The organism is Franconibacter pulveris (assembly GCF_056780215.1).
Genome location: NZ_CM165555.1, coordinates 374,809 through 389,073 on the forward strand (window position 1 = coordinate 374,809; position 14,265 = coordinate 389,073).

At 52.2% G+C, this 14,265-nt stretch carries 11 protein-coding genes; 8 read left to right on the forward strand and 3 right to left on the reverse strand.

Annotated features, from left to right (window positions below; all coding sequences use genetic code 11):
• Positions 1-2: 2 nt before the first annotated feature.
• Together ACU4F7_RS01845 and ACU4F7_RS01850 are read left to right on the forward strand one after the other, a co-directional pair.
• On the forward strand, positions 3-356 hold the full coding sequence (locus ACU4F7_RS01845; protein ID WP_024557299.1) for an MmcQ/YjbR family DNA-binding protein: 354 nt from the start codon (positions 3-5) through the stop codon (positions 354-356).
• A gap of 513 nt (positions 357-869) precedes the next feature.
• The gene (locus tag ACU4F7_RS01850) at positions 870-3,236 is read left to right on the forward strand and encodes a filamentous hemagglutinin N-terminal domain-containing protein (protein WP_481637917.1); all 2,367 of its coding nucleotides are present in this window, start codon (positions 870-872) and stop codon (positions 3,234-3,236) included.
• A gap of 151 nt (positions 3,237-3,387) precedes the next feature.
• Here ACU4F7_RS01850 and uvrA read toward each other — a convergent pair whose 3' ends face one another.
• A complete protein-coding gene (uvrA, locus tag ACU4F7_RS01855; protein ID WP_481637918.1) occupies positions 3,388-6,216 on the reverse strand; it encodes an excinuclease ABC subunit UvrA in 2,829 nt (942 codons plus the stop codon).
• A 230-nt stretch (positions 6,217-6,446) separates the two neighbouring features.
• Here uvrA and ssb1 point away from each other — a divergent pair, with 230 nt between their 5' ends.
• Both ssb1 and ACU4F7_RS01865 read left to right on the forward strand, forming a co-directional pair.
• Positions 6,447-6,983: a single-stranded DNA-binding protein SSB1 gene (gene ssb1, locus ACU4F7_RS01860; RefSeq protein WP_024557296.1), complete on the forward strand. Its 537-nt coding sequence runs from the start codon at positions 6,447-6,449 to the stop codon at positions 6,981-6,983.
• A 228-nt stretch (positions 6,984-7,211) separates the two neighbouring features.
• Entirely contained in the window at positions 7,212-7,556 is a 345-nt protein-coding gene (locus tag ACU4F7_RS01865; RefSeq protein WP_029593149.1) for a hypothetical protein, read from the forward strand.
• Between the two features lie 36 nt (positions 7,557-7,592).
• Here ACU4F7_RS01865 and ACU4F7_RS01870 read toward each other — a convergent pair whose 3' ends face one another.
• Positions 7,593-7,871: a YjcB family protein gene (locus ACU4F7_RS01870; RefSeq protein ID WP_024557294.1), complete on the reverse strand. Its 279-nt coding sequence runs from the start codon at positions 7,869-7,871 to the stop codon at positions 7,593-7,595.
• Positions 7,872-9,101: 1,230 nt separating this feature from the next.
• On the opposite strand from ACU4F7_RS01870, the gene ACU4F7_RS01875 reads away from it, so the two are divergent.
• Positions 9,102-10,709, forward strand: a complete 1,608-nt coding sequence (locus ACU4F7_RS01875) for an EAL domain-containing protein (protein WP_029593146.1) — start codon at positions 9,102-9,104, stop codon at positions 10,707-10,709.
• On the opposite strand, the gene soxS is transcribed toward ACU4F7_RS01875, so the two are convergent.
• Complete coding sequence (gene soxS / locus ACU4F7_RS01880; RefSeq protein ID WP_024557292.1) at positions 10,697-11,020, reverse strand: superoxide response transcriptional regulator SoxS; 324 nt, start codon at positions 11,018-11,020, stop codon at positions 10,697-10,699. The two genes, ACU4F7_RS01875 and soxS, sit on opposite strands and share 13 nt — an antisense overlap.
• A gap of 84 nt (positions 11,021-11,104) precedes the next feature.
• On the opposite strand from soxS, the gene soxR reads away from it, so the two are divergent.
• The 3 genes from soxR (at position 11,105) to ghxP (ending at position 14,203) form a co-directional block, all read left to right on the forward strand.
• On the forward strand, positions 11,105-11,563 hold the full coding sequence (soxR, locus tag ACU4F7_RS01885; RefSeq protein ID WP_481637919.1) for a redox-sensitive transcriptional activator SoxR: 459 nt from the start codon (positions 11,105-11,107) through the stop codon (positions 11,561-11,563).
• Positions 11,564-11,828: 265 nt separating this feature from the next.
• A complete protein-coding gene (locus ACU4F7_RS01890; RefSeq protein WP_481637920.1) occupies positions 11,829-12,497 on the forward strand; it encodes a glutathione S-transferase family protein in 669 nt (222 codons plus the stop codon).
• A 356-nt stretch (positions 12,498-12,853) separates the two neighbouring features.
• On the forward strand, positions 12,854-14,203 hold the full coding sequence (ghxP, locus tag ACU4F7_RS01895) for a guanine/hypoxanthine transporter GhxP (RefSeq protein WP_029593144.1): 1,350 nt from the start codon (positions 12,854-12,856) through the stop codon (positions 14,201-14,203).
• The last annotated feature ends 62 nt before the right edge of the window (positions 14,204-14,265 follow it).

Genomic DNA, 14,265 nt, shown 5'->3' on the forward strand with positions numbered 1-14,265 from the left:
TGATGACCAACTCGGAGCTGTTGCAATATTGCATGAGTAAACCCGGTGCTGAACAAAGCGTGCATAGCGACTGGAAGGCCACGCAAATAAAAGTAGCAGATGTGCTCTACGCTATGGTGCATGAGGTACAAGAACGGCCGGCCGTCTCGCTGAAAACCAGCCCGGAACTGGCCGAACTGCTGCGCCAGAAGCATGAAGATGTCTTTCCCAGCGCGCATCTTAATAAAGCGCACTGGAGCACGGTTTACCTGGACGGTAATTTACCGGATTCGCAAATTTATTATCTGGTAGATGCTTCTTATCAGCAGGCGCTGGGGCTGCTGCCGGAGCAAACCAGACAGCAGCTTTCGGTGTAAAGTCATCTGCGCGGGGGACTGCCCCGCGCATTGCTTCCGAATGAATTCTTCTGTGCCGCAGAAACAGACATGCCATTATTACACCTGAAACAGATAAAAATAATGGACAGCCTGAAAGTAACGCTGCGTTGAACGTAAGTTTATGGTTTATATACATGCTTTAATGTATGCGACGTTGAGATAAATCGGCAGATAAATCCTTTTTTATTATTAATAAAGACAAGTAGTCCTTTAGTAGACTATTTTTCCTTTTTCATGCTTGTTTTACAAAGAATTGCATTTTTATAGCTCTATTACGATAGCTGAAGATTATTATATGTAAGTTATATATTTTTATAATGTATCTATTGCGCTGCTTTTAAAAGTGGTTTGTTTTTGCTTTTCTTTTTAAAAGATATAATTAATGCGGCAATTATGATGTGCGGGTGTTTATTATGTTTTATTTGGCATTAATAAATAGCATGAATTGTTGCGTCATATTGCCATGTGATTCACCAGAAAAAGGAAAAGGAAATGAAAAACAGGAAAGATGTAAAAAGCGCATCTAAGCATACGCTTCATGCGAAACTGGGCCCGGTTTGCTTCGCTACGCTGTTAGCATTGGGAATGGTCGAAACGGCTAACGCGGCAATTACTGCTGATACCAGCGCGGCGAATCAGCCGGGCATTCATACTGGTGCAAATGGCGCAACGATTGTCGATATTAACAAAGCCAGCGAACAAGGCGTTTCGCACAATATTTATTCTGAATTTAACGTAGACAAAAACGGCGTAGTACTGAACAACAGCACCGCCAATACCTCTACCCAACTGGCTGGCGCCATCAACGCTAACAGCAATCTGGCCGGCAACAGCGCTACCATCATTCTTAATGAAGTGCGTTCCGCCGATCCGAGCCAATTAAACGGCATGGTAGAAGTAGCGGGGAAATCGGCTCAGGTGATTATCGCTAACCCATCAGGCATCACCTGCGACGGCTGCGGTTTTATTAATACTAACCATGCCACGCTGACTACCGGTACGCCAACGTTTGATGATAATGGCAAGCTGACCGGTGTGAAAGTTACCAAAGGTCAAATCGTTATCGCTGGCGCGGGCATGGATGTGGGTAATGACGGTAAGGCAAAATATACTGACATTGTGGCCCGCTCCGTGAAACTGAACGCTGAACTGCAGGCCAAAAACCTCACCATCGTGACCGGCAGCAATAAGGTAAATGCTAAAGGCGAGGTAACGAAGCTGGACTCAGATAGCAATAAGCCGGAGCTGGCGCTGGATGTGTCCGCGCTGGGCTCAATGTACGCCGGTAAAATCAACATGATTGGCACGGAAGACGGCGTTGGCGTTCGTCTCGATCATGCCAATATGGTTGCAAACGAGAATCTCTTCATAAATGTAGATGGTCAGTTAGTCAACAACGGCGGCTTGATCGCAGCAGACAAGGAATTAACTATCAGAGCGAAATCTCTGGTTAACAATAATGCTGAAATTCGATCTGGCGATCTCCTGGATATTCAGGCTTCTGGCGCCGGCGATATTCAGAACCGTGGCGGTAAAATAAGTGGCGGCAGCGTAAATATCAGAAATGGAAAGCTTGATAACGAAAATGGACATATAGAGTCTAAATATATGACTTCCATGAACGGATCAACGCTGAATAACAAAGGCGGCGAAATCCACAGCGGTGGCGATGCCTGGTTAACTTATAACTACTATAACCGGCTTGATCCGAAAACAATCAGCCTTAACAATGAGCAAGGCGTTATTGCTTCTGACGGCAGTCTGAATATCACGGCTACCACGCTGAACAATAATGCCGGGTTGCTTGACTCGCATAATGCGATCAATTTAAGCGGTATGACACTGATTAACACGCATAGCGCAGACTTTGTCGCTAGCGAAAACTGGCAACATGAGTACCGTGATGAAGGTGGGATTTACTCTGGCGAAGGTGATGTAAGAGATACTCATAACCGCTTTGGCAGCCCGGTTTCCACTATCGCTTATAGCACTATCAATAACGAAAACGGACGTATTGTCTCTACAGGTAAGGCGACTCAGCTCTATCTCAATGGTAACGGTACGCTGAATAATAAAAACGGTGAGATAAGCACCAAAAACACGCTGAACATTGTTTATGGCGATACGGTGGACAACAGCAATGGCACAATGGAGGCGGCGAAAGATGTGGCAATTGCGGCTAATAACTTTGTCGCCGAGCCAGCAAGCGTGATTAAGGCTGGCCGTAACGCTACTTTCAGCGTCTATAACCGCTTCGCAAACGAAGGTCTTATTCAGGCAGGCAATAACTTTAGCCTGAATATGCAAGGCGGTCATGGCCCTGTCGCTACCGATAATTACAACAGCGGTAAGATCGTGGCGGCTAACCAGGTGCAATTCCAGACCCAGCAGCATGACTTTGTGAACAAAGGCGAAATTAACGGCGCGAATGGCGTTAGCTGGACGGGTGACAAGGTGACTAACAAAGGCACTATTGCCAGCAATGGCGATATCTATTTCTCGCTTAAAAAGCTGACTAACGCCAAAGATGCTTCTATCAGCGGTAAATCAGTGGCGGTTACGCCTCGCACTGTTGTAGATAACCAGGGTTCAATTACACCTGATTATGTTCCGCAGCCGCAGCCGCAGCCGCAGCCGTATCCGCAACCTCAGCCACGTCCGCAGCCGCAACCTCAGCCACATCCGGATAATTACCATGTCCCGGTTTATCCGCAGCCGCAACCTCAGCCACATCCGGATAATTACCATGTCCCGGTTTATCCGCAGCCGCAACTGCAGCAACAACCTGTGCCGAGCGAGATAGCTTACCCACAGTCCAGTAATAACAATAGCGCTACAGCGGCTTACTACCGTCGTTAATAGCGTTTATGGATAGACTTAAATGCCCCGCTTTGCGGGGCATTTTTTTATGCGACAAGGCTATTAACAAAACGCGACTTCTGAGAATGAGCAAGGGAAGGGAGATATATTCAGGATAAAAAAATCCGGGCCTGTTGACCCGGATGTAAAGCTATTGGTTCAGAAGCGGTTTAAGGAAGCGCGCAGTGTGCGACTCCTGACACTCCGCCACGGTTTCCGGCGTGCCGGACACCAGAATCTCACCACCTCCGCTGCCGCCTTCCGGCCCGAGATCGACAATCCAGTCAGCCGTTTTAATCACGTCCAGGTTATGCTCGATAACCACAATCGTGTTGCCCTGATCCCGCAACTGATGCAATACCGCCAGCAGTTGTTGAATATCCGCGAAGTGCAGCCCGGTGGTCGGCTCATCAAGAATATAGAGCGTCTGACCTGTGCCGCGTTTCGAAAGCTCGCGCGCCAGCTTCACGCGCTGCGCCTCGCCGCCGGAAAGCGTGGTGGCGGACTGGCCGAGACGAATATAGGTCAGGCCCACATCCATCAGCGTTTGCAGCTTACGCGCCAGCGCAGGCACCGCGTCGAAAAACTCACGCGCTTCTTCGATGGTCATATCCAGCACTTCGTGAATGGTCTTGCCTTTGTATTTAATCTCCAGCGTTTCGCGGTTATAACGCTTGCCTTTGCACTGGTCGCACGGCACGTAAATATCCGGCAGGAAGTGCATCTCTACTTTGATGACGCCATCGCCCTGGCAGGCTTCGCAGCGCCCGCCGCGCACGTTAAAACTGAAACGACCCGGCGTATAGCCGCGCGAGCGCGATTCCGGCACGCCCGCAAACAGCTCACGTACCGGCGTAAAGACGCCAGTGTAGGTCGCCGGGTTTGAACGCGGCGTACGGCCAATCGGGCTCTGGTCGATATCAATAACCTTGTCGAAGTGCTCCATGCCCTGCACGTCGCGGTATGGCGCAGGTTCGGCGATAGTGGCGCCGTTGAGCTGGCGCTGGGCTATCGGGAAAAGGGTATCGTTGATCAGCGTCGACTTACCTGAGCCGGAAACGCCCGTCACGCAAGTAAAGAGCCCCACCGGCAGCGTCAGCGTAACGTCTTTCAAGTTGTTGCCGCGGGCGCCAGTCAGCTTCAGGACTTTTTCCGGGTCCGCCTTCACGCGTTCTTTCGGCACTTCAATTTTACGCTTGCCGCTCATGAACTGCCCGGTCAGCGACTCCGGCACCGCCATAATGGCTTCGAGCGGGCCTTCCGCCACTACCTGGCCGCCGTGCACGCCTGCGCCGGGGCCGATGTCGATAACATGGTCGGCGGCGCGAATGGCGTCTTCATCATGCTCTACCACAATCACCGTATTGCCGAGGTTACGCAGGTGAATAAGCGTGCCGAGCAAACGTTCGTTATCGCGCTGGTGCAAACCGATAGAAGGTTCATCCAGTACGTACATAACCCCCACCAGGCCCGCGCCAATCTGGCTTGCCAGACGAATACGCTGCGCTTCGCCGCCGGAGAGGGTTTCTGCGGAGCGAGACAGCGTCAGGTAGTTCAGACCGACGTTGACCAGAAACTTCAGGCGGTCGCCAATCTCTTTCAGGACTTTTTCGGCAATTTTCGCACGCTGGCCGGAGAGTTTCAGATTGGTGAAGAAATCCATCGCATGGCCGATGCTCATATCTGAAATTGTCGGCAGCGCGGTGTTTTCGACAAACACGTGGCGCGCTTCGCGACGCAGACGAGTGCCTTCACAAGTCGTGCAGGGGCGGTTGCTGATGAACTTCGCCAGGTCTTCGCGTACGGCGTTGGATTCCGTTTCTTTATAACGGCGCTCCATATTGTGCAGCACGCCTTCAAACGGGTGACGACGTACCGACGTATCGCCACGGTCGTTGATGTACTTAAACTCAATGGTTTCTTTGCCGGAGCCGAACAGTACGGCTTTTTGCACTGTCGCGCTCAGCGTATTCCACGGCGCTTCCACGTCGAACTTATAGTGATCGGCAAGCGAACGCAGCATCTGGAAATAGTAGAAGTTACGGCGATCCCAGCCGCGGATGGCGCCGCCAGCCAGGGAAAGCTCGCCATTCTGTACCACGCGGTCCGGGTCGAAATATTGCTGCACGCCGAGGCCGTCGCAGGTCGGGCAAGCACCTGCCGGGTTGTTAAACGAAAAAAGACGAGGCTCAAGCTCGCGCATGCTGTAGCCGCAAATCGGACAGGCGAAGTTAGCGGAGAAGAGCAACTCTTCAACGCTTGCGTCATCCATATCCGCCACTACCGCCGTACCGCCGGAAAGCTCCAGCGCGGTTTCAAAAGATTCCGCCAGACGCTGGGAGAGATCTTCACGCACCTTAAAGCGATCCACCACCACTTCAATGGTATGTTTTTTCTGTAGCTCAAGCTTCGGCGGATCGGAGAGATCGCAGACTTCGCCATCAATACGCGCGCGGATATAACCCTGGCTTGCCAGGTTTTCCAGCGTTTTGGTGTGTTCGCCCTTACGTTCTTTGATAACCGGCGCAAGCAGCATCAGACGCTTGCCTTCCGGCAGCGCCAGCACATTATCAACCATCTGGCTTACCGTCTGCGCCGCCAGCGGGACGCCGTGATCCGGACAGCGCGGCTCGCCCACGCGGGCATAAAGCAGGCGCAGGTAGTCGTGAATTTCTGTAATCGTGCCGACGGTGGAGCGCGGGTTGTGCGACGTCGATTTTTGCTCAATGGAAATCGCGGGCGACAGACCTTCGATATGGTCGACGTCCGGCTTTTCCATTAGCGACAGGAACTGCCGCGCATAAGCGGAGAGCGACTCCACGTAGCGACGCTGCCCTTCGGCATACAGGGTGTCGAAAGCCAGTGAGGACTTACCGGAACCGGAGAGGCCGGTAACGACGATGAGCTTGTCGCGTGGGATAACAAGATTGATATTTTTGAGATTGTGCGTGCGGGCGCCCCGTACTTCGATCTTATCCATTCACCTATCCTGGATTGAACGCTAATGCCTGGGTGTTTAAAGGACAACCGGTGGCCAGAAACGGTTAATTATGACACAATTTAACCTGAATGGATATCCAGTATTTGTTTGCAACAGTGTATACTGCGTGAACATTTCTGGAAGCTGGCTCGCGGGTATCACTCTCAGGGGCTGGCGTGATAGAATTGACTGTTTACACTATTTAGAAACGATTTTCAGGAGACACGATCATGGCCAGCAGAGGCGTAAACAAGGTGATTCTCGTCGGTAATCTGGGGCAGGACCCGGAAGTACGCTATATGCCGAACGGCGGGGCCGTGGCGAACCTGCGCCTGGCGACGTCGGAATCCTGGCGCGATAAGCAAACCGGCGAGATGAAAGAAGTGACCGAATGGCACAGCGTAGTGCTGTACGGCAAACTGGCGGAAGTCGCGGGCGAATACCTGCGTAAAGGCTCTCAGATTTATATCGAAGGCCAACTGCGTACCCGCAAATGGCAGGATCAGAGCGGTCAGGATCGCTACTCCACTGAAGTGGTGGTAAACGTGGGCGGCACCATGCAGATGCTGGGTGGCCGTCAGGGTGGCGGCGCGCCAGCAGGCGGCGGCATGGGCGGCGGCCAGCAGCAGCAAGGCGGCTGGGGTCAACCGCAGCAGCCGCAGGGCGGCAATGCGCAGTTCAGCGGCGGCGCGCAGTCGCGTCCTCAGCAGTCTTCGGCGCCGTCCAACGAGCCGCCGATGGACTTCGACGACGACATCCCGTTCTGATAAAGCCGTTAAACGCAATGTGATAAGCGTATGCGCTGTCATAAAAAACCCTGCCCCGGCAGGGTTTTTTTACAGGCGCGATTTATTGAGATGACGCCAGAGGTAGACACGCTACCCCTTAATCAGCATTTCCACACAAGACGCAGGGTGTCATGCTTTTCGCTCCAGCCTGCCAGACGGTTTTTCCTGACCTACGCCAGCAGGCATCACCGTTAAAGGAAAAGCGTTATGACTGAGGAGGAAAATCCTTTCACCGCCGCCTGGAGCCGCAACGGTAATTTACTGTGCCACGGTCACTGGATAATTACCTTCGCCGGAAGGCCCATCACGCTACCGCAACGCTGGCAAGACAAAGCGATGGGAACCTGGGGTATCTATTCCATTATCGATCCGGAAGATGAAACTTTTGCGGATGGGCTGGAAGAGGATGAGTGGATTGTCGAAAACGTTGAATGGCTGACGGACTGCTTTTTTGAAAACCACATTCCGCCTGAAGAGGGTAATTATCGTTTTTTCTGGCGGGCCGTTAACCGGGCCGACTGGCGGTGCACCAGTTGCGCCGGCTGCATGTAAAAGAAAAGCCTCCGCAGGGGAGGCTTTCAGTTTTTATCAGGTAATGACCATCGGCCATTCCGGCGGCGTATGGCTCATGATTTCCAGCATGACGTCTTTGATATGCGTCCAGGTGGCGGCAAAGTCCAGCGACATTCCCAGCAGCCCGGTGGCGAACCAGCAGGAGGCAGCGATACCCAGGCCGCTGCTGATAAAGGCAAGCGCCTGGTAATCCGATTTACGAAACTGCACATTAAGCGTGCTCGCCATAAACATGAGCACCGCACTTAAAATTTGCCAGCGCATCAGCACAACACTGGTAGCCAGGGTAGCCATCAACCGTTCCTCAAAGACACGTTTGCTACGTCCGCGCATCGCGTTAACGCGGGCTGCGTCGGTCGTAGGCCAAAAAAGGGAAGAAATTGCAGATTTACATCAGGAGTGTGAACTATATCACATTTGCTTTTTTGTTGACCAGTTCAAATTCTTTTTTTAGCGTATCAACAAAATTTTTGAATAAATAAGGGCTCGCCCGGCTAAATAAATCCATGCGACAGCGCAAAAGCATAAGAAAACAAGTGAAATATCTGGCGTTATCGTCGTTTCAAACAACTTAACGGAGCGGAACAATATTTACAGACTACCTCTTCTGGATTATGCTCAACCCGAATTTAATTTTAACTAGCTTGATGGCAGACCGTAGTTATTTAGCCGTTTTGTTAGATATAAAATATATTATATATCTTTAAATAGCCTTTATACTTTAAAATACTATTTTCAGCTGCCTTTTTAACGTTAGTATTTCATATGCCGTTAATCTGTAGGCAGGCTTACACAGAGTAAAGACACACACAGCACCTAAAACATTGGTGCGCGTCTGTATGCGCACTGACAAAAAAATTCACTAAGTTTATTTTTTCTTACCGGTGAGCTGTGAATACAGCCGCCGGAACGCTTTTGCATACGCTATCGCTTGCGCAGAAAAGGCGGAGTAGTAATCCAGAAAGGCTTTTACGCAGGTGGGGCGTGAAAGCCTTTCTTCTTATGGCGAGTGCAATCCGCCTGCCGCAGGCTTCATCCTCGCGCTAAGTCTTAAATGGGGGAAAGCGCGTTGAGCACTACCCGCGCAAGGCTGATTTTGAACGTGTCGCGCCACCTCAGTGTTCAGGAAAGACTCCGCGCCTGGTCTGCTCGCAGTTCAGTTTGTATCCCCGCTCAAAAGCGCAGAAAAAGAGGCGAATGCAGGTCTGGGCGTTAACCAGGCTTTTACCGCGGTCGGCGCGCTTATTTTTCCAGCAAATAAAAGAAATTTGCGTTAAAAAGATATTCCTGGGCAAAGTGGCGGAAATTTCTCCTGCGAAATGCATGAAATATTTCACTTAAGAAAAATTAAATGACCGCCGCCATTTTCCTTACGGCAAATTTAGTTATCCAGGCTTAAATATTAGCTTTATAAATTGAAATGCCTATTGCCAATGTTCGTTGATTCATGCAACGTAATCACCTGTTTGCGAAAGTGTCCTTTCCGCCTAAATGTGACACAGAGAGCAGGGATATGAGGCCATAATGAATCACAGGGCACAACGTCAGGCGTTGCGAATTTTCGGCATCATCATGGTGATCTTGCTCCCCGTGATGCTGACGCTATGGTTTGCCCATTTGCGAGCGGTAAATGAGACTCGCGATCATCTGCGCTCATTTGCGCAACTTGTGCTCGATAAAACCGAAATCGTCGTGCAGGATGCCGTTCTCGCGCGCGACGAGGCTGAACAATATCAGGGACAGGTTTGTACGCCTGCTCATCGCAATAATATGTTGGACATCGTTCGCGGCCAATTATATGTAAGCGATCTTATTTATGCCGAAGGGGATAACTTTCTCTGTTCGACGGTGATTGATGAGCCTTATACGATGTCGCGGGCCGATTATACGCGCAATGAAGATGTCGCTATTTATTATTATCGCGATACGCCATTTTATGCGGGTCATAAAATGGTGTATATGCGCAAAGGAAACTATGTTGCGGTTATTAATCCTCTGGCCTACGGCGAGGTGATGACCAATGATGCTGATTTAACTTACGGCGTTTATGATACCGCCACACGGCAATTCTTTTCATTAGGCGAACATGCCGAGCGCGACAAGCTCCTGCCATTATTGAATAATAAAGAAGATGTTTTTCAGCAAGACGCTCATTTTTATTCCATTGCGCATTCCGCTAAACGCCCTATAGCGATTATTGTTTCCACTTCCGATGTGCGTTTTTATCAGGAATGGCATCGACAGATCTCTTTTATGTTGCCGCTGGGTTTCATCTGTAGCGCTATCATTCTGTTAATATGGTCAAGAACACAGCAGCAGTTTAATTCGCCGCGGCGCTTATTACAGCGCGCGATCCAGAAGAGACAATTACGTCTGCATTACCAGCCCATCATTGATATTCAGCGTGGGCTTTGCGTTGGCGCCGAGGCGCTGCTGCGCTGGCCCGGTTACAACGGCCAGGTAATGAGTCCCGCAGAGTTTATCCCGCTGGCTGAGCAAGAAGGATTAATCGCCAAAGTAACCGATTACGTAGTAGAAGAATTGTTCAGCGACTTAGGCGGTTACCTTGCTTCACACCCCGAAATTTATATCTCGATTAACCTGTCCGCTTCCGATTTCCACTCCTCACGCTTAATCGCTTTGATTGAAGACAAAAATAAACAATATGGCGTGCGCGCACAGCAAATTAAAATCGAAGTGACGGAGCGAGGTTTTATCGACGTGCCGAAAACCACGCCGGTCATTCAGGCGTTTCGCCAGTCTGGTTTTGAGGTGGCGATTGATGATTTCGGCACCGGTTACTCCAATCTGCACAATCTTTATTCGCTTAACGTGGATATCCTTAAGATCGATAAATCGTTTATCGATACGTTAGCGACTAACAGCACCAGCCATCTTATCGTTGAGCATATTATTGAAATGGCGCAAAGCCTGCGGCTGAAAATCGTCGCCGAAGGGGTGGAAACCGCCGATCAGGTCAGTTGGCTGTTAACGCGGGGCGTGCAGTATTGCCAGGGCTGGTATTTCTCCAAAGCGCTGGCTTCGCCGGAGTTCATCGCCTGGCTGAATCAGAGCCCCGCCGACTCTCAGCCAGTCTGTTCCTCGCCCACCATTATGCATCAGGCGCTGTGACGGTAGTCGGAAGGCGTGCGGTCAAACTCCCGGCGGAAAATACGTGAAAACGTCTGCTGCGAAACGTAGCCGTAATCCATCGCGATATCAAAAATAGGCCGCCGGGTAGAGCGTAATTCCTGCGCCGCCAGCAGCAGGCGTCGTTGGCGAATATAGTCGCCCAGCGTCTGGCGCATCACCGTACGAAACATCCTCTGCAGGTACCACTTCGAATAGCCCGACTTCTTCGCCACCACGTCAATATTCAATGGCTGGTCAATATGTTCATCAATCCATTCCGTCAGCGCGTGGATGATTTCCTGGTGTGACATAAGACATCCTCTTCGTTGATTACCGATTAGCCGTTCGTTGTGAGGCCGAGTATAATTCCTCAAGTTAACTTGAGGTAAAGCCCTATGGATAAGAAAATGCCCCGGCTAAAACATCTGCTTACGCCGGGGGAGGTCGCAAAGCGTAGCGGCGTTGCGGTCTCCGCGCTCCATTTCTACGAAAGCAAAGGCTTGATAAAAAGCACCCGCAATGCGGGCAACCAGCGCCGCTATTCCAGGGAGGTATTGCGTTATGTGGCCATCATCAAGATTGCGCAGCGTATCGGTATACCGCTCGCAACCGTTGGCGAGGCGCTTGGCGTTTTGCCGGATGGACACACGCTGAGCGCAAAAGCGTGGAGGGAACTTTCATCACAGTGGCGGGAGGAGCTGGATCGGCGAATTAAAACGATGACGGCGCTGCGAGATGAGCTGGATGGCTGTATTGGCTGCGGTTGTCTTTCGCGCCGCGACTGCCCGCTACGCAACCCGAACGATAAGCTGGGCGAGCAGGGCACCGGCGCACGGCTGCTGGAAGACGAGTAAAAGACGAAAGCGCCCATTACGGGCGCTTTCGGGTTTTCCGGTCTTGGTCTTTCGCTCTATCCCGCTGTCTCACGGGAGGGTTTCCCCCGACATCGCGCCCCTCGGTTGTATCATGCAGGAGGGTCCGGGCTGCGCCGACACTGCAAGTATAGTTTATGCTCGCGGTTTTTTCAGAGAGGTCTGGCGATTTTTTAATCGCCCCAGCGCCCGGACTGGCGGCCCGTTACCTATAGTTAATTTAACTGAGATAACACGAGGTTACGCCATGCTTACCGTTCATCATCTTAATAATTCCCGCTCACAGCGCATTCTCTGGGCGCTGGAAGAGTTGAACCAGCCTTACGAAATTGTGCGCTATCAGCGGGAGCCGACCATGCTGGCGCCCGAGGCGTTGAAAAAAGTGCATCCGCTCGGCAAATCGCCGGTGCTGGAAGATAACGAACACAAGCTGGTTGAGTCCGGCGCCATTCTTGAATATTTGCAGGAAGCTTACGACGGCGAGCAGCGGTTTAAGCCGCAGAACCCGGCAGAGAAGCTGGATTACCGCTTCTGGCTGCATTATGCCGAAGGTTCGCTCATGCCGCTTTTGATGATGAAGCTGGTTTTCTCAAGTCTCGGCAAACCGCCGGTGCCCTTCGGTTTTCGCACGCTGGGCAAAGCGCTGGGGCAGGGGGTGCAAAAGGCGTATCTCAATAAGCAACTCGCCACGCACACGCAGTTCATTGAAAACCATCTTAAACAGCATCCCTGGTTCGCCGGGCAGAGCTTCAGCATGGCGGATATTCAGATGAGCTTTCCCATCATCGCGCTGCTGGCGCGCGGCGGGGTGGGTAACGCGCCGCAGATTGAAGCATGGAAAAAAAATATCGAGGCGCGGCCTGCTTACCAGCGCGCCATGGAAAAAGGCGGCCCGTTTGACATTCCCGGCGGCTGAGGCATGCGAGGCATGCAAAAACCCTATGAGCCAGGCAAAATTGAAAACGTTATTCTGCATAATTGTTGCGAATTTGCGCATCAACGGTATCGTTTGCGCATAACGCGGCGATTAATTAACCAGCCAGCGGGTATTTTCATGCAAAGCCGTAAAGTTCTGTTGAAAATCCCCGCAGGAAGGCTGGATAATCGTTTGCCTTAAATTGACGAGCCGTTTTTACGCGCGGAGTTAAACGTTTGCTTTGCGTGGCCCCCACCTTTGCCACGCACTCAGCCAGGGAATAGACGTTTGATCGGCAGTGGGTTGTCCACCACGCGTAGAAGCGAAATCATAAAAATCTCAGGGGATGTTTCACTATGTCTACGCCTTCAGCGCGTACCGGCGGTTCGCTTGACGCCTTCTTTAAAATTTCAGCGCGCGGCAGCACCGTCCGTCAGGAAGTTGTCGCGGGTCTTACCACGTTCCTCGCCATGGTCTACTCCGTCATCGTCGTGCCGGGCATGCTTGGAAAAGCAGGTTTCCCGCCCGCCGCTGTCTTTGTCGCCACCTGCCTGGTCGCCGGTTTCGGCTCAATTGTGATGGGGCTGTGGGCTAACCTGCCGCTGGCTATCGGCTGCGCCATTTCACTGACCGCCTTCACCGCCTTTAGCCTGGTGTTGGGCCAGCATATCAGCGTGCCGGTAGCGCTTGGCGCGGTATTCCTGATGGGGGTGCTGTTTACGATTATCTCCGCAACCGGCATTCGCAGCTGGATCCTGCGCAACTTGCCGCACGGCGTTGCGCACGGCACCGGCATCGGCATCGGCCTGTTCCTGCTGTTGATCGCGGCAAACGGCGTCGGCCTGGTTATCAAAAACCCGCTGGATGGCCTGCCGGTGACGCTCGGCCACTTCGCCAGCTTCCCGGTTATCATGTCGCTGATTGGTCTGGCGGTGATTATCGGTCTGGAAAAACTGAAAGTGCCGGGCGGCATTTTGCTGACCATCATCGGCATTTCTGTCGTCGGGTTGATTTTCGACCCGACGGTGCATTTCTCCGGTATTTTCGCCATGCCTTCGCTGAAAGATGAGCAGGGCCATTCGCTGATTGGCAGCCTCGACATCATGGGCGCGCTGAACCCGGTCGTTATCCCAAGCGTACTGGCGCTGGTCATGACGGCGGTCTTTGACGCTACGGGCACCATCCGCGCGGTAGCCGGCCAGGCGAACCTGCTGGATAAAGACGGGCAGATTATCGACGGCGGCAAAGCGCTGACCACCGACTCGCTCTCCAGCGTGTTTTCAGGCGTCGTCGGCGCAGCGCCCGCGGCGGTTTATATCGAATCGGCGGCCGGTACGGCGGCAGGCGGCAAAACGGGCCTGACGGCGCTGACCGTCGGCGTGCTGTTCCTGCTTATCCTGTTCCTTTCTCCGCTCTCTTATCTGGTGCCTGCTTATGCTACCGCACCGGCGCTGATGTATGTCGGCCTGCTGATGCTGAGCAACGTCGCGAAAATCGATTTCGCTGACTTCGTGGACGCCATGGCGGGCCTTATCACCGCCGTGTTTATCGTGCTGACCTGCAACATCGTTACCGGCATCATGATAGGCTTCGCTTCTCTGGTGATTGGCCGCATCGTCTCCGGCGAGTTCCGTAAGCTGAACATCGGCACCGTGGTTATCGCCATCGCGCTGGTCGCTTTTTATGCAGGCGGCTGGGCAATCTAAGCGTTTTTCTCTCTGCGGGCGGCGTGAGCCGCCCGTTTTTTGCCGCTTTAAGGCACATCCTG

Excerpts from the sequence above, each read along its gene's own strand:
- uvrA (WP_481637918.1), bottom strand. The coding sequence starts at position 6,216 with ATGGATAAGATCGAAGTACGGGGCGCCCGCACGCACAATCTCAAAAAT.
- soxS (WP_024557292.1), bottom strand. The coding sequence starts at position 11,020 with ATGTCACACCAGGAAATCATCCACGCGCTGACGGAATGGATTGATGAA.
- ACU4F7_RS01845 (WP_024557299.1), top strand. The coding sequence starts at position 3 with ATGACCAACTCGGAGCTGTTGCAATATTGCATGAGTAAACCCGGTGCT.
- ghxP (WP_029593144.1), top strand. The coding sequence starts at position 12,854 with ATGTCTACGCCTTCAGCGCGTACCGGCGGTTCGCTTGACGCCTTCTTT.
- ACU4F7_RS01875 (WP_029593146.1), top strand. The coding sequence starts at position 9,102 with ATGAATCACAGGGCACAACGTCAGGCGTTGCGAATTTTCGGCATCATC.
- ACU4F7_RS01870 (WP_024557294.1), bottom strand. The coding sequence starts at position 7,871 with ATGGCTACCCTGGCTACCAGTGTTGTGCTGATGCGCTGGCAAATTTTA.
- ACU4F7_RS01850 (WP_481637917.1), top strand. The coding sequence starts at position 870 with ATGAAAAACAGGAAAGATGTAAAAAGCGCATCTAAGCATACGCTTCAT.
- ssb1 (WP_024557296.1), top strand. The coding sequence starts at position 6,447 with ATGGCCAGCAGAGGCGTAAACAAGGTGATTCTCGTCGGTAATCTGGGG.
- ACU4F7_RS01890 (WP_481637920.1), top strand. The coding sequence starts at position 11,829 with ATGCTTACCGTTCATCATCTTAATAATTCCCGCTCACAGCGCATTCTC.
- ACU4F7_RS01865 (WP_029593149.1), top strand. The coding sequence starts at position 7,212 with ATGACTGAGGAGGAAAATCCTTTCACCGCCGCCTGGAGCCGCAACGGT.
- soxR (WP_481637919.1), top strand. The coding sequence starts at position 11,105 with ATGGATAAGAAAATGCCCCGGCTAAAACATCTGCTTACGCCGGGGGAG.